This is a genomic window from Modestobacter sp. L9-4 (assembly GCF_019112525.1).
Classification (GTDB): Bacteria; Actinomycetota; Actinomycetes; order Mycobacteriales; family Geodermatophilaceae; genus Modestobacter.
In genome coordinates, this window is record NZ_CP077800.1 from 65,719 (window position 1) to 83,182 (window position 17,464).

12 protein-coding genes are annotated in these 17,464 nt (G+C 77.9%); 8 read left to right on the forward strand and 4 right to left on the reverse strand.

All coding sequences use genetic code 11. The features are described 5' to 3' along the window. The first annotated feature begins 83 nt into the window (after positions 1–83). From KUM42_RS00310 to KUM42_RS00335, 6 genes are all read left to right on the forward strand, one after another. On the forward strand, positions 84–2,288 hold the full coding sequence (locus KUM42_RS00310; RefSeq protein ID WP_237494329.1) for a helix-turn-helix domain-containing protein: 2,205 nt from the start codon (positions 84–86) through the stop codon (positions 2,286–2,288). 272 nt (positions 2,289–2,560) lie between these two features. After that, positions 2,561–3,445, forward strand: coding sequence for a GNAT family N-acetyltransferase (locus KUM42_RS00315; RefSeq protein WP_237494330.1), 885 nt, complete (start codon positions 2,561–2,563; stop codon positions 3,443–3,445). A 103-nt stretch (positions 3,446–3,548) separates the two neighbouring features. Next, positions 3,549–4,622, forward strand: coding sequence for an LLM class flavin-dependent oxidoreductase (locus KUM42_RS00320; protein ID WP_237494331.1), 1,074 nt, complete (start codon positions 3,549–3,551; stop codon positions 4,620–4,622). A 56-nt stretch (positions 4,623–4,678) separates the two neighbouring features. Then, complete coding sequence (locus tag KUM42_RS00325; protein ID WP_237494332.1) at positions 4,679–6,637, forward strand: BTAD domain-containing putative transcriptional regulator; 1,959 nt, start codon at positions 4,679–4,681, stop codon at positions 6,635–6,637. Positions 6,638–6,708: 71 nt separating this feature from the next. Then, positions 6,709–8,139: an FAD-binding oxidoreductase gene (locus KUM42_RS00330; protein ID WP_237494333.1), complete on the forward strand. Its 1,431-nt coding sequence runs from the start codon at positions 6,709–6,711 to the stop codon at positions 8,137–8,139. Further along, positions 8,136–8,633: a nuclear transport factor 2 family protein gene (locus KUM42_RS00335; RefSeq protein WP_237494334.1), complete on the forward strand. Its 498-nt coding sequence runs from the start codon at positions 8,136–8,138 to the stop codon at positions 8,631–8,633. The genes KUM42_RS00330 and KUM42_RS00335 overlap by 4 nt, the downstream gene beginning before the upstream one ends. A 47-nt stretch (positions 8,634–8,680) precedes the next feature. On the opposite strand, the gene KUM42_RS00340 is transcribed toward KUM42_RS00335, so the two are convergent. Both KUM42_RS00340 and KUM42_RS00345 read right to left on the reverse strand, forming a co-directional pair. Next, positions 8,681–11,581: a BTAD domain-containing putative transcriptional regulator gene (locus tag KUM42_RS00340; RefSeq protein WP_237494335.1), complete on the reverse strand. Its 2,901-nt coding sequence runs from the start codon at positions 11,579–11,581 to the stop codon at positions 8,681–8,683. A gap of 164 nt (positions 11,582–11,745) precedes the next feature. Further along, entirely contained in the window at positions 11,746–12,249 is a 504-nt protein-coding gene (locus KUM42_RS00345; protein WP_237494336.1) for a cupin domain-containing protein, read from the reverse strand. 109 nt (positions 12,250–12,358) lie between these two features. Here KUM42_RS00345 and KUM42_RS00350 point away from each other — a divergent pair, with 109 nt between their 5' ends. Then, entirely contained in the window at positions 12,359–13,300 is a 942-nt protein-coding gene (locus KUM42_RS00350; protein ID WP_237494337.1) for a LysR family transcriptional regulator, read from the forward strand. A gap of 50 nt (positions 13,301–13,350) precedes the next feature. Here the strand turns inward: KUM42_RS00350 and KUM42_RS00355 are convergent, their stop codons facing one another. Beyond that, positions 13,351–14,121, reverse strand: coding sequence for a GNAT family N-acetyltransferase (locus tag KUM42_RS00355; protein ID WP_237494338.1), 771 nt, complete (start codon positions 14,119–14,121; stop codon positions 13,351–13,353). 224 nt (positions 14,122–14,345) lie between these two features. Here KUM42_RS00355 and KUM42_RS00360 point away from each other — a divergent pair, with 224 nt between their 5' ends. Beyond that, a complete protein-coding gene (locus KUM42_RS00360; RefSeq protein ID WP_237494339.1) occupies positions 14,346–14,630 on the forward strand; it encodes a hypothetical protein in 285 nt (94 codons plus the stop codon). A 36-nt stretch (positions 14,631–14,666) separates the two neighbouring features. Here KUM42_RS00360 and KUM42_RS00365 read toward each other — a convergent pair whose 3' ends face one another. Next, positions 14,667–17,408 carry a LuxR family transcriptional regulator gene (locus tag KUM42_RS00365; protein WP_237494340.1) on the reverse strand — a complete coding sequence of 914 codons (2,742 nt, stop codon included), beginning with the start codon at positions 17,406–17,408 and terminating at the stop codon, positions 14,667–14,669. Between the last annotated feature and the right edge of the window lie 56 nt (positions 17,409–17,464).

The following is a 17,464-nucleotide window of genomic DNA, read 5'->3' on the forward strand; positions in this document are numbered from 1 at the left end:
GACGGCACCGGACCACCAGGCAGAACAGCAGGCAGGACGACGGACCGGAGGACACCCTGGCCGGGGCTGACGTCGGCATCCTGGTGCGCCGGCACCGCCGGGCGGCCGGGATGTCGCTGGAGGCGCTCGCCGAGGCCTCGGGTGTGAGCGTCCGGGCGATCGGCGACATGGAGCGCGGCCGGGCCCGCGGGCCGCAGGCGCGCACGATGGTGGCGCTCGCCGACGGGCTGCGGCTGACCGGCGCGGTGCGCGAGGAGCTGCTGGGCGCGGCCCGCGACGCGCGGCTGCGCCGGCAGCCGGACGCACCCGGGCTGTGCGACCTGCCGCGCGACGTCCCCGACTTCGTCGGCCGGGAGGCGGAGCTGATCGAGCTCGACCGGCTCCGCGACCGCTCGACCCGGTCCCCGCTCGTGGTGGTCTCCGGCGCGGGCGGCCTGGGCAAGTCCGCGCTGGCCGTGCACGCCGCCGCCCGCGTCGCCGACGGCTACCCGGGCGGGGTCCTGCACGTCGACCTGCGCGGGCTCGACCGGTCACCGCTGGAGCCGGTCGACGTCCTCGAGCGGCTGCTGCAGGCCCTCGGGGTGCGCGACCTGCCGGCCGCCCTCGACCACCGCGTGGCGGTCTACCGCCGGCTGCTGGCCCAGCGGGACGTGCTCGTGGTGCTCGACGACGCCGCGTCCGAGGCACAGGTGCGGCCCCTGCTGGTGGGCGAGGGCAGCAGCACCGTGCTCGTCACCTCGCGGCGGCTGCTCACCGGGCTGGCCCACGCCCGCCGGCTGCCGCTGGTCCCGCTGCGCGAGGCGGAGGCGGTGACCCTGCTGGCGCGCGCGGGCGCGGTCGCCGACGAGCCGGCGGCACTCGCGTCGGTGGCCCGGCTGTGCGGCAACTTCCCGCTCGCGCTGCGCATCGCCGGCAACCGCCTGCACAGCCGCCCGTCCTGGACCCCGGCCGACCTGGCGGTCCGCCTGGGCGACAGCGAGCGCCGGCTGGACCAGCTGGTGGCCGGCGACCTGCAGGTGTCGGCGGCGCTGGCGCTGTCCTACGACCAGCTCGAGGACGACGCCCGCCGGGTCTTCCGCCGGTTGTCCCTGGTCCCCGGGGCCAGCGCCGGCCCGGCGATGGCCGGGGTGCTGGCCGGCCTCCCGGTGCGGGAGGCCGAGCACCGGCTCGACGAGCTGGTCGAGCTGAGCCTGCTGGAGCCGGTGGCCGGGGGCCGGGTCGCCTTCCACGACCTGGTGGCCGTCTACGCCGCGGACCGGCTCACGGCGGAGGAGGGGGTCGTGGCGCGGACGGCGGCCGCCGGGACGCTGCGCTCCTGGCTGCTGGCCACCGCGCAGGCCGCCGGCGGGCTGTTCGAGCCGGAGCCCGGCGACCCGCCCCCGCCCGGCGGTCTGTCCTTCGCCGACCTCGACACGGCGGAGCGCTGGCTGGTCACCGAGGTGGACAACTGGACGGCGGCGCTCGGCGAGGCGGCGGCCGCCGGCGCGGACCGCACGGTGGTCGAGGTCGCCGAGTCCATGCACTGGTTCTCCGACCGCCGGTCCGGGTGGCGGTGCTGGGTCGAGGTGTTCGGCTGGTCGAGCACCGCTGCGCAGCGGCTGGGCGACGGCCGGCTGGAGGCGGTGCACCGCAACTACCTGTCCTGGGCGCTGACGGTGCAGCAGCGCCACGACGAGGCGGCCCGGACGGCGAAGCGGGCCGGTGCGCTGGCCCGCGCGGCCGGCGACGTCCGCGAGGAGGCATGGGCCCACCGGTACGCCGCGGACGCCCGGGGCGGGGACCGGCCCGGTGGGGAGGGCGACCCGGTGGCCCTGGAGCACCACCTGCGGGCCGGTGAGCTGTTCGCCCGGGTCGGTGACGTGATGGGGCTGCTGACCTCGCAGGCCGGTGCCGGCCGGGAGCTGGGCCGCCTGGGCAGGCACGCGGAGGGGCTGGCCCTGCTCGACCAGGTCCTCGCCGCGCTGGAGGACCCGGCCACCGACGTCCCGCAGCACATCCTCGGCTGGCAGCACATCGTCATCCTGGGCCTGAGGGGCGGGCTGCTCGCCGACGCCGGGGACCTCTCCGCCGCCGAGGCCAGCCTGCGGGCGGCCGTCGCCCGGGCCGAGCACTTCGGGGCGCCGGCCCTGCGGGCGCGGTCCTGGCACCTGCTCGGTGAGGTGCTGCGCGCCCAGGGGCGCTCCGCCGAGTCGCGCGTGACGCTGCTGCACGCGCGCGCCCACTACGTCTCCGCCCAGCGCGACCGCAGGGTCGCCGAGGTCGACGCCGCCCTGGCCGTCCTCGGCTGAGCCGCGTCCGGCGGGCCGGTCCGTGGAGCCGCGCCACCTGCTGCCGGTGCCCGAGCGGCACCGCACCGTGGTCCAGGTCGACAGCCCGGCCGCCGACCGGCCCCGGGACCTGACCCGTCCCGCCCCGCGAGAGGTCCGGGTCAGCACGGATGCCGGCCCCCCGGTGCGTGCCTAGCGTCGAGGACGTCCCGCCGACGGCCGCTGCACGGCCCACGGGCACCTGCGTGGCGGACCCCGCTGCACCCCGCACGACCGATGACAGGAGGACGACCATGACCGCGGACGCCGCACCCGACGCCCCGGCCCAGCCGGGCCCCCGCGGCGCCGGCACCCCCGGGCTGCTCGACGAGCGCTCGGCCCGGGCCGAGCGTGCCGAGGCCCTGGCGATGGGCACCTTCGTCGGCAGCGTCCCGGGACCGGCGCGCAGCCGGTTCGGCATCACCGCCACCCGGATCGGTGGTGCCACGGTGCTCGCGCTGGCCGACGACCCGACCGACTACTGGAGCAAGGCACTCGGCTTCGGGGTCACCGAGCCGGTCACCCGGGAGCTGATGACGGAGGTCGTGCGCTTCTACGAGCTCAGCGGGGCCCGGCTCGCGACGGTCCAGCTGGCACCCGCCGCGCTGCCCGAGGACTGGGTGGAGATCGCCGCCGACCTCGGGCTGGAGCAGCGGGCGAGCTGGGTCAAGCTGCAGCGCGACCTCGCCGTGCCCGGTGAGCTGCCGGAGGTGCGCACCGACCTGCGCATCGCACCGGTGGCCGAGGACCAGCTGGCCGAGTGGGCGCGGGTCCTCTTCTCCGGCTTCGGGATGCCGGCCGACTACGACGTCATGGCCCTCAGCGTCGACCCCGCGGTCTTCCGCCGGTTCGCCGCCTGGGACGGCGACCGGATCGTGGCCGCCGCGAGCCTCGTGGTCGACGGCGACGCCGCCGGCATGTTCGGCGCCGCCACGCTCCCCGAGCACCGCGGCCGGGGCGCCCAGTCCGGTCTGCTCGCCGCCCGGCTGCGCGCCGCGGCCGAGGCGGGGGTGCGCTGGGTCAGCGCCGAGACCGGCGTCGAGACCCCCGGGTCGCGCAACCCCTCCCTGCACAACCTCCGGCGCGCCGGGCTGGCCGACCTCTACGAGCGGCCGAACTGGCTCTGGCGGGCACGGTGACCGCCCGGCCTCCCGCGTCCGGGGCGGCGTCCGGGCAGCAGCTGCCCGCTCGCCGGCGGGTCGCCAGCACCGACGGCACGTCGACGCGGTGGCGGGGCCGGGCATGACCTTCGGGGTGGGCGTCCTCACCCTCGGTGAGATCACCAGCGACCCGGCCACCGGCCGGCTGCCGTCGGCGCTGCAGCGGATGCGTGACACCGTCGAGCAGGCCGTGCTGGCCGAGCAGGTGGGCCTGGACGTGTTCGGGGTGGGGGAGCACCACCGCGGCGACTTCATCGCCTCCTCCCCGGCGGTCGTGCTGTCCGCGATCGCGGCCCGGACGTCGTCCATCCGGCTCACCAGCGCGGTGACCGTGCTGAGCTCGCTGGACCCGGTGCGGGTGTTCCAGGACTTCGCCACGCTGGACCTGGTCTCCGGCGGCCGGGCCGAGATCATCGCCGGCCGCGGTCCCGCCACGGACTCCTTCCCGCTGTTCGGCCTGCACCTGGAGGACCACGCCGCCCTCTTCGCCGAGAAGCTCGACCTGCTGGTGTCGTTGCGCGAGGAGGACCCGATCACCTGGTTCGGCCGGTTCCGCACGCCGCTGCACGAGGCCGACGTCGCCCCACGCCCGGTGCAGGAGCGGCTGCCGGTGTACGTCGGCGTCGACGGCACGCCCTCCTCGGCCGCCCGCGCCGGGCGGATGGGGCTGCCGCTGGCCCACGGCGTCCTGTTCGGCCGCATCGACAGCGCGCTCGGCGTCCACGAGGCCTACGTCCAGGCCGCCACCGAGGCCGGCCACGACCCGGCACGGCTGCGGCGGACCGTCGCCGCGCACGGGTTCGTCGCCGCCACGAGCCAGCAGGCGCGCGCCACGACGTACGCCCACCTCGCCCACGGCATGCGCGAGAACGGACCCGTCCGGGGTGGCTCCGGCGCCCCCGGCAGCGACGTCGGGCGCAGCTGGTTCGACCACCAGGCCTCCGCCGCCGGCGCCCTGATGGTCGGCAGCCCCCAGCAGGTCGTGGACAAGGCCGTGCACCAGCACGAGCTGTACGGCCACGACCGGCTGCTGCTGCACCTGGGCGCGGGCGGCGTGCCCCAGCGCGAGGTCCTGCGGGCCATCGAGCTGCTGGGCACCGAGGTGGCCCCGGTGCTGCGCCGGGAGATCCCCGTCCTGGCCCCGCTCGGCGTCTGACCGCGCCACCGCAGCACCGGGTCCGCCCCGGCCCGACGACCCACGCAGGAGAGCAGATGGTCCACGTCAGCCCCGAGAGCCCGCACGCGTTCGCCTTCCTGGGGCCGGTGCGTGCCCGGCTGCACGGTCGCGAGGTCGCGCTGGGCAGCCCCCAGCAGCAGGCGGTCTGGGCCGCGCTGGTGCTGGGCGACCGGGTGCTCACCGGCGCCGACCTCGTCGACGTGCTGTGGGGGGAGACCCCGCCACGGGGGGCACGGGCCACCGTGCGCACCTACGTCTCCCGGCTGCGGGCCGCGCTGACCGCAGCCGACCCGGCCGGGGAGGTCGCCCAGCTGGTCACCGGCAACGGCGGCTACCGGGTCCGGGTGCCCGACGAGGTGGTCGACGTGCGGCTGGCCGAGCTGGAGGCGGCCCGGGCCCGGGCGCTGGCCGACGGTGGCGACCGGCCCGCCGCCCGGTCGGTCCTGCGGGAGGTGGCGGGGCTGTGGACCGGCAGCCCGCTCACCGGCGCCGTGGGGCCCTGGGTGGAGACGCGCGAGCAGGTCCTCGCCGGTCGGCAGGCCGAGCTGCTGGAGGAGCTGTGGGAGCTCGACGTCGACCTCGACCCCGCCGGGGGAGTGGTCGCCGAGCTCACCGACGGGGTCCGGGAGGAGCCGCTGCGCGAGCGCCGGCACGAGCTGCTGATGCTGGCGCAGTACCGCACCGGCCGGCGGGCGGCGGCCCTGGCCACCTACCGCGCGGCCCACGACGTGCTCGCCGAGGAGCTCGGCATCGAGCCCGGGCCGGCGCTCAAGACGCTGCACCGGCGGGTGCTGCACGACGACCCGACGCTGCGGCCGCGCACGGCCGCCGGGCGACCGGCCCCCGTCCGCCCGGCCCAGCTGCCGCCGCCGGCGGGTGCGCTGGTGGGCCGGGACGCACTCGTCGCGGAGCTGGTCGCCGAGCTCACCGCCGGGGACGGCGCCCCGCGGCTGGGGCTCACCGGGCTGGGCGGCATGGGCAGCAGCGCGCTGGTCCTGGAGGTCGCCCGCCGCGCGGCCCCGACGTACCCGGACGGCCAGCTGTACCTCGACCTGCGGGCCGCCGGCGACGACGTGGGCGTGCTGCTCGGCGGCCTGCTGCGGTCGCTGGGCACCCCGGCGGCCGACGTGCCCGCCGGGGCCGGTGAACGACTCGCCGCCTGGCGCACGGCGAGCAGCAGCCGCCGCCTGCTCGTGGTCCTCGACCACGTCCCCGGGCCCGCGCAGCTGCAGGCGCTGGCCCCGGCCGGCCCGGGCAGCGCGCTCGTGGTCACCGCGCCCCGGCGGGTGCTCACCCCGTCGGGCCTGCGCTGGTGGACCGTGGGCCCGCTCACGCCCGAGGCGTCCCTGCAGCTGCTGGCCGACCGGGCCGGGCACGACCGCGTGCACGCCGAGCGGGAGGTCTCCGCAGCGCTCGTGGCGGCCTGCTCCCACCAGCCGCTGGCGGTCGTCGTCGCCGCCGCACGGCTGTCCGACCGCCCGCACTGGTCGGTCGCCCAGATCTCCGCCCAGCTCGACGCCGACCTGCGCGAGCCGGTGGTGATGGCCGCCGACTGCGCCGTCGTCGACGCCCCGTTCGCCCGGGTGCAGGCCCTGCTGCCGCGGGCGCTGGACGACGCCGCGTGCCTGCTCGCCGTGCCCGACGTCGACCACCTGGACGCAGCCGCGGCCGGCGCACTGCTGGAGCTGCCGGTCGACCGGGCGCAGGCGGTGCTCGAGGCGCTGGTCGACGTCCACCTGCTCGTCGCCGAGCCCGGTGGGCGCTACCGGATGCTGGGCCTGGTGCGCGCGGTCCTGCGGCGGCAGGCGTGGGCCCGGCAGGGCGCCGGCGTCGTCCGGGCGGCACTGCGCCGGCTGGCCGACCACCTCACCTGCCGCGAGCAGGTGCCCACCATCGGCAGCGGGGGCCGTCAGCTGCCGGACCCCGCGCCGGCCGCCGTCCTGGCGCAGCTGGGGGGCGGGCACCCTGCCGACCGGGAGCGCACGAGCGCCTGATCGACGACGTGTGGACGCCGGCCCCCGGTCTCGTCGACACGACGTCGACACCCGCCCGGTGCACTGGGGGCATGACCACGATCGACCGCACCCCAGCGCTCTCCCCGGTCGCCCTCGCCGACCTGGCCGGGTCCGTCAGCGGGGTGGTGCTCACCCCGGGCCAGCCCGGCTACGCCGAGGAGTCCGCGCCCTTCAACCTCGCCCTCGAGTCGCACCCGGCCGTGGTGGTCGGGGCGACCGGCGCCGCCGACGTGCAGGCCGCCGTCCGCTTCGCCGCCGAGCACGGCCTGCCGGTGGCGGTGATGTCCACCGGCCACCAGGCCTCGGTGCCGGTGGACGCCGCCGTGCTGATCACCACCCGCCGGATGTCCGACGTCTCCGTCGACCCCCTCGCCGCCACCGCCACCGTGGGGGCCGGCGTGCAGTGGCAGCAGGTCGTGGACGCCACGACGCCGTACGGCCTGGCGCCGCTCAACGGCTCCTCCCCGCTGGTCGGGGTGGTCGGCTACACCCTCGGCGGTGGCCTGAGCCCCATGCTGGGCCGGGCCTTCGGCTGGGCGGCCGACGCGCTGCTGGCGATGACCGTGGTCACCGCCGACGGCGAGGTGCACGAGCTCTCCGCCGACGCGGCGGACCCCCTGGACGCCGACCTGTTCTGGGGCCTGCCCGGGGCCAAGAGCAACCTGGGCGTCGTCACCTCGATGACGTTCCGGTTGTTCCCGGTGAGCCGGCTCATCGGCGGCGGGGTCTTCTTCGCCGGCACCGAGCTGGCGCCGGTGCTCACCGCCTACGCCGCGCTGACCGCGTCCGCACCCGACGAGCTGACCACCTCGATCGCGCTGCTGCGCTTCCCGCCGCTGCCGTTCGTACCGGAGTTCCTGCAGGGCACCTTCGTCGTGCACGTCCGGGTGTCCTTCCTCGGCTCCGCCGAGGCCGCCGAGGAGCTGCTGCGGCCGCTGCGCGTGGCGGCGCCGGCGATCCTGGACACGGTGGCCGACATGCCCTACGCGGACTTCGCCAGCATCCACGCCGACCCCTCCTCGCCCGCCCCGTGGCGCGAGCGGGCGGCGCTGCTGGGCCCGCTGACCCCCGGCGCCGTCGACACCCTCGTCGAGCTCGCCGGCCCCGACGCCGAGGTCCCGGTCCAGATGCTGCAGCTGCGGCACCTGGGCGGTGCGCTCGCCCGCGGGGAGGCCTCGACCAACGCGGCGGCCCGCCGGCACGCCGAGTTCACCCTCGACGCGCTCGCCATCGGCCCGGCCGAGGCCACCCGCGAGGCGATGACCTGGGCCGCGGTCCTGGTGGAGCAGCTGGCGCCGGTGCGGGTGCCCGGCGCGAACCTCAACTTCCTGGCCGCCGAGGACGCGAGCCCGGCCGAGGTGGTCGCCGCCCACGACCCCGACGTCCTCGCCCGGCTGCGGCGCATCAAGCGCGCCGTGGACCCGGGCAACACCTTCCGGCTCAACCACAACATCACCCCCGAAGAGGCAGACGCACGATGACCACCACGACCACGCACACCACCGACCTCGCAGCGCTGCTCGACCACCACGACATCGTCGACACCCTGCTCCGCTACACCGGCGGCCTGGACCTCGCCGACGCCGAGCTGATGACCTCTGCGCTCACCGAGGACGCCGTGGTCGACCTGACCCCGGCGACGACGAAGATCGGCCTGGACTTCCCGGTCCTCGCGCCGCGGGACACCGTCGTCGGTGCCCTCGTCGGCGCCGTCGGGCCGCTGGACACCAGCCACTCGGTGACCAACGCCCGCACCACGGTGGACGGCGACGAGGCGACCCTGACCGCCTACGCGCGCGCGACGCACTACCTGCCCGGCACCGGGCCCGACCATCGCCGGACCGAGATGGCCGAGATGATGAACCGCTACACCACCCGGCTGGTCCGCCAGGACGGCACGTGGCGCATCCGGCACCTGAGCATCGACAACCTCTGGTTCGCCGGCGACCCGCAGATCCTGGTCTCCCAGGTCTGAGCTGCCCGCCCATCCGGTCGGCTGCCGGGGTCCCCGCTCCTGCCCGGTCAGCTGCCGGGCGGCGTCGGGGCCCCGGCCAGCAGGTCCGCCAGCTCCGCACGGACCGCACGGGCCCATCCGAGCTCGCCCGCCGGGTCCAGACGGTCGATCGCACGGACGGCCTCGGCCCACGCCGACCTCGCACCGGGCACGTCCCCGGAGGCCACGAGCGCGTGCCCGACCCCGGCGGTCGCCTCGACCAGGACGCGCGCGTCCTGGTCGGGGGCCGACCGGGCCACCTCGCGGTAGCGGGCGAGCGCCTCGGTGACCCGGCCCTGGGCGAGGGCGGCGTGCGCGAGCTTCACCTCGACCTCGAGCATCCACCGGTCGTCCCCGACGGCACGGAACAGGTCCCTGCTCCGGGACCACTCCTGCTCGGCGCCTGCGGCGTCGCCCGCCGACAGCAGCCGTGAGCCCGCGTCGACCCGGAACATCGCCTCCAGCTGCCGGTCGCCCAGCTCCTGGATCAGGGCGAGCGCCGCCTCGAGGTGCTCACGCACCTCCGCGTCGCGGTGCGGGTCGGGCGGGCCGGCGACCTCGCTGAGGGTCTCGGCGAGCTGGGCGTGCGCCTCCGCCTCACCGCGGCGGACCCCCGCCATCCGGTAGGCGGTGATCGCCGACCGCAGGTGGTCGATGCTGAGCGCCGCGTCCCCGAGGCTGTCGTACGCGCTGGCGAGGCCGTGGTGCACGCGCCCCAGCCACGACCGGTCGTCGGCACGCTCGGCGGCGGCGAGCGCCAGGTGCTGGCAGACGACGGCGTCGGCCGGGCGGCCCAGCCTGTCCTGCAGCGGCAGCAGCAGGGCGGTCAGCTGCAGCACGTCCTGGTCGAGTCCCGCTGCGGCGGCCTGCTGCACGACCGAGACCAGGCTCGCGGCCTCGGTCGCGAACCAGCCGACGACGGCGGCCGCGTCACCGAGGACCTCGGGCGACACCCCGGTCGGGAGGGGAGGCAGGTCCAGCGGCACGCGCTGGGGGAAGTGGACCCGACGCGCGGCGGCCGTCGTGTGCAGGTGGTGCGCGGTGGTCCGCACCACGAACTCGGCGCGCTCCGGCCCGCCGGTCACCTCGCCGGCGTAGGCCAGCAGCAGGTCGTGCATCCGCCAGCGGTCCGGGCGCGGCTGGGTGACCAGGGCCGAGTCCGCGAGCTGCCGCAGCAGCCGGCCGACCGGGGAGCGGTCCAGGCCGCTCGCGCTCGCGACGGCGGCCGTGCCGGTGTCCGCGCCCGGCTGGGCCGCCAGCGCCCGGAACACCCGTGCCGCGTCCGGTGCCAGCGCCCGGTAGGACGGGGCGAGCACGGCACGCAGGTCGCTGACCGGGTCGGAGGTCGCCATGGCGTCGAGGGGACCCGCGCCCAGCTCCTCGGCCAGGGCGGCGAGGGACATCGCCGGGGAGATCGCGGCGCGGGCGGCCACCACGGCCAGGGCCAGGGGCAGCCCGCCGGTCCGTTCGGCCAGCCGGTCCACGGCGGCCGGCTCGGCGTCGACGCGCCGGTCGCCCAGCCGCCGGCGGAGGAACTCACCGGCGGCGCCGGGGTCGAGGACGTCGAGGGCGACCGGCCGGGCGCCGGCGGTCACGACGAGGCCGGCGAGCGGGTCCCGGCTGGTGACGACGACCAGCGTGCCCGGGTCACCGGGCAGCAGGGGGCGCACCTGCTCGGCGTCCCGGGCGTTGTCGAGCAGGACCAGCATGCGGCGTCCGTGCAGGAGGGTCCGGTACAGGGCGGCGCGGCCCTCGAGGTCGGTCGGCACGCCCTGCGGGGGGACCCCCAGGGCCTCGAGGAAGCCGCGCAGCGCCTCGGCGGGGTCGACCGGTCGGTGCACGGGGTCGAACCCGCGGAGGTCCGCGTGCAGCTGCCCGTCGGGGTGGTCGGCTGCCCGTGACCGGGCGAAGTGCACGGCCAGCGTCGTCTTGCCCACCCCGCCCATCCCGGAGACGGCGACCACCCGGGCGGCGGCACCGGTGTCGGCCGCGGCCTCGGCCAGCCGGGCGAGGTCCTGCTCGCGGCCGGTGATCCGGGCGACCTCGCCGGGCAGCTGGGCCGGCGCCGGGGTCGCGCGCACCGCGGGCGCGACCGGCCCGGCCGGCACCGGAGGAGTGCCGGTGAGCACGAGCTCCTGCAGCGCCTGCAGGGCCGGGCCGGGGTCGACGCCGAGCTCCTCGGCCAGGACGGTGCGGGCCTGGGCGTAGGCCGACAGCGCCTCGGCCTGCCGGCCGAGCCGCCACAGGGCGAGGACCTGCAGTTCCCGCAGGCGCTCACGGAGCGGCTGCTGGGCGATGAGGACGGTGAGCTCGCCGAGGGCCTCGGTCAGGTGCCCCAGCTCGACCTCGGCGGCGAGCAGCTCCTCGACGACGGTGTCGTGGAGCTGGGTGAGGCGTTCCCGCTGCGACTCGGCGTACGGGCCGGGCAGCCCGGAGAGCGGCGTGCCCCGCCAGAGCGAGAGCGCGGCCCGCAGCTGCTCCGCTGCCGCCGCGGTGTCGCCCCGCCGGGTCGCCTCCGCCGCACGCTCCCGCCGGACGGTGAAGGCGGTGAGGTCGAGGTCGTAGCCGGCCCGGTCCAGCCGGTAGCCGCCGCCGGTCGCCCGGAGCAGCTCGCTCGCCGGGCCGAGCGCACGGCGCAGCCGGGACAGGTAGGTGCGCACCGTGCCGGCCGCACTGACGGGCGCGTCCTCGCCCCAGAGGCCCGCGACCAGCGCCGGGAGCTCGACGTGGGCCACCTCGTGCATCACCAGGGCGGCCAGCACGGCCTGCTGCTGGGGCGAGCCCAGCGCGACCTCGGACCCGCCGGTCCGGGCCTCCATCGGGCCCAGCACCGACAGCTGCAGCCGAGGGACCTCCGGGACGGCGCTGAGCCGGCTGCCCGAGGACGTCGACCGGCTGCTCGAGGACGCCGCCGGGTGGCTCGAGGACACGGCCCTCCCTCGGTCTCCATCGGCGCGCGGTCGCCGGAGGGGGAGCGTCCCGGCGTCCCGGGGCCGGTCCAGGACGTGTGCGGACCGGCCTCCGGGGAGCCGAGCCGCACCGGCCCGGACCCTACGCGAACGGGACGGGTAGGACCGGGCCGCGTCGAGGCAGGTCACGGGAGCAGCGGGGGCCCGACGATCTGGATCCCGTGGCCGGCCGCGATCCGGGTCAGCTCGGCCGGGTCCGGCGGGCCGCCGGCCGGGGCGTCGAGCGGCAGCCCGACCTCGGCGACGAAGCGGTCGAACCCACCGGGGGTGTGCAGGGTGAGGAAGCGGGCCGACGGCGAGGTGACGACGAAGCCGTGCGCCTGGCCGCGGGGGAGCAGGGCCAGCCCGCCGGCGCCGACGGCCAGCCGCTCGCCCCCGACCTCCACCCGCAGCTCGCCGTCGAGCACCAGGAAGGTCTCCTCGTCGGCGTCGTGGACGTGCAGCGGGGACATGTACCCGCGGTCGCCGGTGTGCTCGAGCAGCGCCCAGGCGCCCTCGGTGTCGGCGGAGCCGGCCCGCAGGTGGACCAGGCCGCCGAGGAACTGCACGGCGGTCTGGGTCGAGGGGTCGGTGAGCAGGGGTGCGGTGACCACGCCGAGGGGGTGGGTGCCGGTGTGCGTCGATGTCATGCACCCATGGCAGCCCCGCGGCGGGAGGGTGTCCAAGACCGTCCCCGCATCACCCGATCCTCCGCCGGCATCGGTCCAGCTCAGCGCCTCGGCGGGCTACCGTGGGGGCATGCTGCCGGCCGAGCCCGTGACGCCGGCGACGCGGCAGGACCCCGACGTCGACCCCCGCCTGCTGCGCGCCTTCCTGGCCGTCGCCGAGGAGGGCCACTTCGGCCGCGCCGCCGCCCGGCTCCGGCTCGCCCAGCCCGCGCTGAGCCGGCAGGTGCAGCAGCTGGAGCGGTCGCTGGGCGTGGAGCTGTTCACCCGGGGTCCGGCCGGGGTCGAGCTGACCGACGTCGGTCGCGTCGTGCGGCCGGAGGCCGCCCGGGCGCTGGCGCAGAACCAGCGGCTGGTGCGCACGGCGCGGGCCCACGCGGGGGCGCCGGGTCCGGCGCTCACCGTCGCCGCCCCCATGCCCGCACCGCCGGGCGGGCTGCTGGCGGCGGCGATCCGGCTCTTCCGTGCCGACCACGGCGACCTCGCGCTGGCGGTGGTGGAGCTCGACGACGACGAGCAGGCCACCGCGCTCGCCGAGGGCCGCGTCGACGTCGCGCTGACCTGGGAGCGCCCGGTCCGGCCGGGGCTCACCGCCGAGCGGCTGCTGACCGAGCCGACGGTGGCGCTGCTGCCACCGGGGCACCCGCTGGCGGGGGCGGCGTCCTTCCCGGTCGGGGCGTTCACCGACGGCCCGCTGCTGTTCCCGGTGGCGGAGCGCAGCCACTGCTGGGCGCAGCTGGAGACCCTCGCCGGCGGTGCCGGGGTGCGGCTGGACCCGATCCCGACGGCACCGTCGGCGGTGACCGACCTGGTCGCCGCCGGGCTGGGCATCTCCGCCGTCCCGGGCTCCTTCAGCTCCTCGGGCCGCTCGGACGTGGCGTTCGTCCCGGTGCCCGGGCTGGTCGGGGAGATGTCGGTGCTCTGGCGGGACGAGGAGTCCGACGTCCTGGTGCTGGACTTCCTCGACGCCTGCCGCGCCGCGGCGCGGGAACAGGTGGCCGGCCGGGCCCGGTGAGCCGGGCCGGGACGGCCAGGGAGAGAGGGGCCCTGGAGCCGGGCGGGCGGTCAGCGCGAGCGGAGGAACGTCCAGCTCTCCGCGGTGACCGCGCCCAGCGAGGCGTACAGGGCGGCGCCCTCGGGCGAGGGGTGCAGGCACGCCACGCGCGCCCCGGCGGACGCCGCGTGCTGCAGTGCGGCGACCGTCACGGCCCGGCCGACACCACGGCCGCGGTGGGTGGGCAGGGTCGCGACGTTCACCAGGACGGCGCACCCGTCGACCACGACGGTCTTCGCCGTGCCGCAGGGCCCACCGCGCTCCTCGGCCACGTGCACGGTGACCTGCGGGGAGTCCAGGGCGGCGGCGGTCGCCACCGGCGTGAAGACCTCCGGTGTCGTGCCGAAGCCGGCAGCGACCAGCTCGGCGTACTGCGTCGCCTCCGTGCCGTCCACCGTGCGCACGACCAGGCCCGGCGGGGCCGGCGGGACGTCCGCGGGGGCGGACAGGTCGATCAGCTGGAAGTCCATGCGGTGGCCGTGGACCAGCCCGTGCCGCCGGGCCACCGCGGCCAGCTCGTCGCCGGGGGTCCCGCGCACGACGATGCTCCACGGCGTCCCCGTCCAGTCCTGGGCCGCGACGAGCCGCTCGACCTCGGCGACGTCCGGCTCGGTGGCGGTGCTCACCACCGCGTTGAGGGCGGCCGCCGGTGCGCCGGTGACGTACAGCGTGGTGTCGTGCGCGCCCTCCAGGGTCCGGCCGGCGACGGCGTACCGGGCGGCCAGGGCCATCGCCCCCCGCCACGCGTGTGCGGCGCGGTCGGTGGTCGTCTGCAGGTGCACGGCGTCTCCTCGGGGGTGGGGCGCCGCGGACGTGCGGCGATGCACGCCCAGCGAAGACCGGCCCGGCCGCGGCGCGCACCCGGGCCGGCACGGGCATCTCGCGCTCGGTGACCCGGCGCCGGGCAGGACGCCGCGACAACCCGGTGGTCTCCCGGATGGAGCCGGTCCCCGCGCTCCCTAGCGTCGATCGCACGATCGGGCCGCCGGTCACCGAGGAGGTCGTGATGTCCCGTCCGCTGTCCGTGCTGCTGCTCCGACTGCGGCTGGCCGCACCTCCACCCGGAGCCGGCCACGAGCCGCACCGGCCGGTCGCGCTGTCCCGCAGCAGGCGGGCGCGGGGTGCCGTCCGCCGCCTCCTGGCGCGTCAGTGGGAGCTGTACCAGCGGCTGTACCTGCCCCCGTTCCCGTGGGAGGAGGACTTCCTGCGCTGGTCCGGCGACCAGTTGGTGGGGCAGCTGCTGCCCCCGTCCGGACGGCACGGCCACGACAGCAGCCGGATCGAGCCCTGACCGCAGCCCCGCGCCGCCCCGCTCCCGGCCGGGGGCTCAGACGCCGAGCCGGGGCCCGCGCGTCTCGGCCAGCGCCCGGGCCAGCCGGGTGCGGCTGGTGACCCCGAGCTTGCGGTAGACCGCGGCCAGGTGGCTCTCCACCGTGCGCACGCTGACGAACTGCGCCGCCGCGATCTCACGGTTGCTGGCCCCCGCGGCCACCGCCTGCGCGATCCGCTGCTCCGACGCCGTGAGACCGGTCGGCCCGGCCGGCCCACCGGTGCCCAGCAGCTGCTCGGCCCGCCGCTGCAGCGGGACGTCCCCGGCGTCACCGGCGACCGCCCGGGCCTGCTGGAGGAGCGCCTGCGCCCGCGCGCGGGCCCGGCGCCGCCGCAGGACCCGTCCCAGCTCCAGCAGGCTGCGGCCGTGCTCGCGCCGGTACCCGGTGGGGGCCAGCAGTGCGACCGACTCCTCGAGCAGCTGCTGGGCCACGGCCGCCTCGCCGCGCACCCCGGCCACCAGCCCGCGGACGCGCAGCAGCTGCCCGGACACCAGGGGGCGGTCGCCCCCGGCTGCCACCTCCGCCAGCCGGGCCGCGACCTCCTCGGCCTCGTCGGGCCGGTCCAGCGCGCACAGCGTCTCGGCCAGGTCGACGTCCAGCCACAGCCGGCGTCCCGGGTCGCGGACGCCCGCGGCGTCGGCCAGCCGGCGGGCCGCGGTCAGCGGCTCCACCGCCTCCGCCCACCGCCCGTCCCGGGCCGCGGCCATGCCCTGCAGGGCCAGCCGGGTCCAGGCGTGCACGGCGCTGCTGCCCGAGCGGCCCGGCCCGTCCAGCACGGCCTGCAGCTCGTCGGGGTCCCCGGTCGCCAGCGCCAGCACGCCCCGGGCCCGGACGACGAACGGCGGTGCGGCCTCGGCCCACGGTGGGGTGTGCTCCAGCGCGGCGAGCAGCTGCTCCGCCCGCGGCCGGTCGCCGCCCAGCACGGCGACCAGTGCCAGGTGGTGGCCGAAGAAGGAGGCATGGGCCTCCTCGCCGCCGGCGGTGGCCTCCTCGACGAGCTGTTCCAGCACCGTGGTGGAGGTGCCGAGGTCGTCGACCTGGTAGGCGGAGCGGCCCAGCACCGCCCGGGTGCTGTCGAGCACGCTGACCAGCGGCAGGCCGTGCTCCAGCGCGGCCGCGCGGTCCAGCAGCGCGCGGTCCAGCCCGAGGCCCTGGTCCAGGCGCAGCTGCACCAGGGTGGTCAGCGCGCGGTGCAGGGTGCTCGGTGCCCGCTGCTCCCGGGTGAGGACGGCGACGGCGGACTCGGCGAGGCGGTCCCGCTCGGGCATCGGCCGGGAGCCGTCCTCGGCCCGGTAGGTGTCCAGGACGGCGAGGGCCACGGGCTCGGCGGGCAGCTGCCCGGCCAGCCGGGCGAGCAGGTCGTGCGCCCGCTGCTCGCCGTAGCGGACCACCTCGGCCTCCACCAGCAGCGGCAGGACGCGGTCGAGCAGGTCACCGGGGAGGTCGGCCAGCGCCAGCCCCTCCAGGTCCAGCACCCGGTCCAGGTCGCCGGCGGCGAACGCGAGCTCGGCGACCGCGACCGCGCGGGAGTCCCGGGCGCCCGGGCCCGACGGGCTGCGCTCCAGGGCGCGCAGGGTCTGGTCCAGCGCCGCCGCGGTGGCGCCGTGCGCCCGGGACTCGGCCGCGCCCTCGTCGAGGGCGGCGGCGACCTCCGCGTCGGGGCCGGGTGGGACGGCGAGGTCGAGGTGGTGGGCGCGCTCGCCGGCCGTGGTCGCCACCGCGGCGATCAGCCGGTGCAGGCCCGGCCGGTCGGCGGCGCCGCACGCCTCCAGCGCCGCCGCGCCCACCAGCGGGTGCACCGGCTCGACCCCCTGCGGGGTGAGGTGCAGGACGCCGGCGTCCAGGGCGTCGAGGAGCGCGCGCCGGCCGTCGGGCACCACGGTGGTCAGCCGCTCGGGCGCGACCCGGCCGAGCGCGGCGACGACGGCCAGCGCCGTCCGGGCAGCGCCGGTGAGCCCGCCGATGCGGGTGGCGAGCACGCCGGTCAGGGACGCCGGGGTGCCGACGTCGGGTGAGGAGGCGAGGGAGCCCAGCTGGGGGTGGCTGAGCTCGGCGGCCCACAGCGGGTTGCCCGCGGTGACCCGGTGCAGCTCGCCGAGGACGGTGGGGTCCCACCGGCGTCCGGTCCGCTCGGTGACCAGCTCGGCGAGGGAGCCCACCGACAGCGGCGGCACGCCCAGGACGTCGGAGGGGCGGAACAGGTCGGCCTCGACCCGGTCCTGGGCGCCGGACAGCGCCCCGTACAGGGCCTGGGTGGCCAGCAGGGCCGGGGCACGCCCGTCGCGGGGCGGCCGGGTGAGCACGTGCCGCACCACCGCGGCCGTCTCCGGGTCCAGCTCCGGCCAGTCGTCGACCGCCAGGCAGACCGGCGCGTTGACGAGCAGGCCGTCGACCCAGGACGCCACGGCGGTGCGCAGCGCGGTGGGCGGCAGCGGGCGGTCGGCCGGCCGGCGGGCGAGGGCCACCTCCAGGGCCACCCGCTGGACCGGCGGCAGGGCGTCGAGCTCGGCCTCCCGCAGCGGGTGCAGGAGGTCGATCAGCCCGGCGAAGGGCTGCCCGCCGGTCCCCGCGGCACGGGCGGAGAGGACGACCGCGCCGGCCGCGCGGGCGTCGGCCACGGTGAGCGCCAGCACCGTGCTCTTGCCGATCCCCGGCTCGCCGACCAGCAGGGTGCGGGTGCCCGCCCCGGTCGCCCGCCGCCGCAGCTCGGCCACCAGCGCCAGGCGTTCGGGCGCCACGGGCTGCACCGCCGGCACCCTGTCCTCGGTCGGCTCGGTCGTGTCCATCGTGGTCC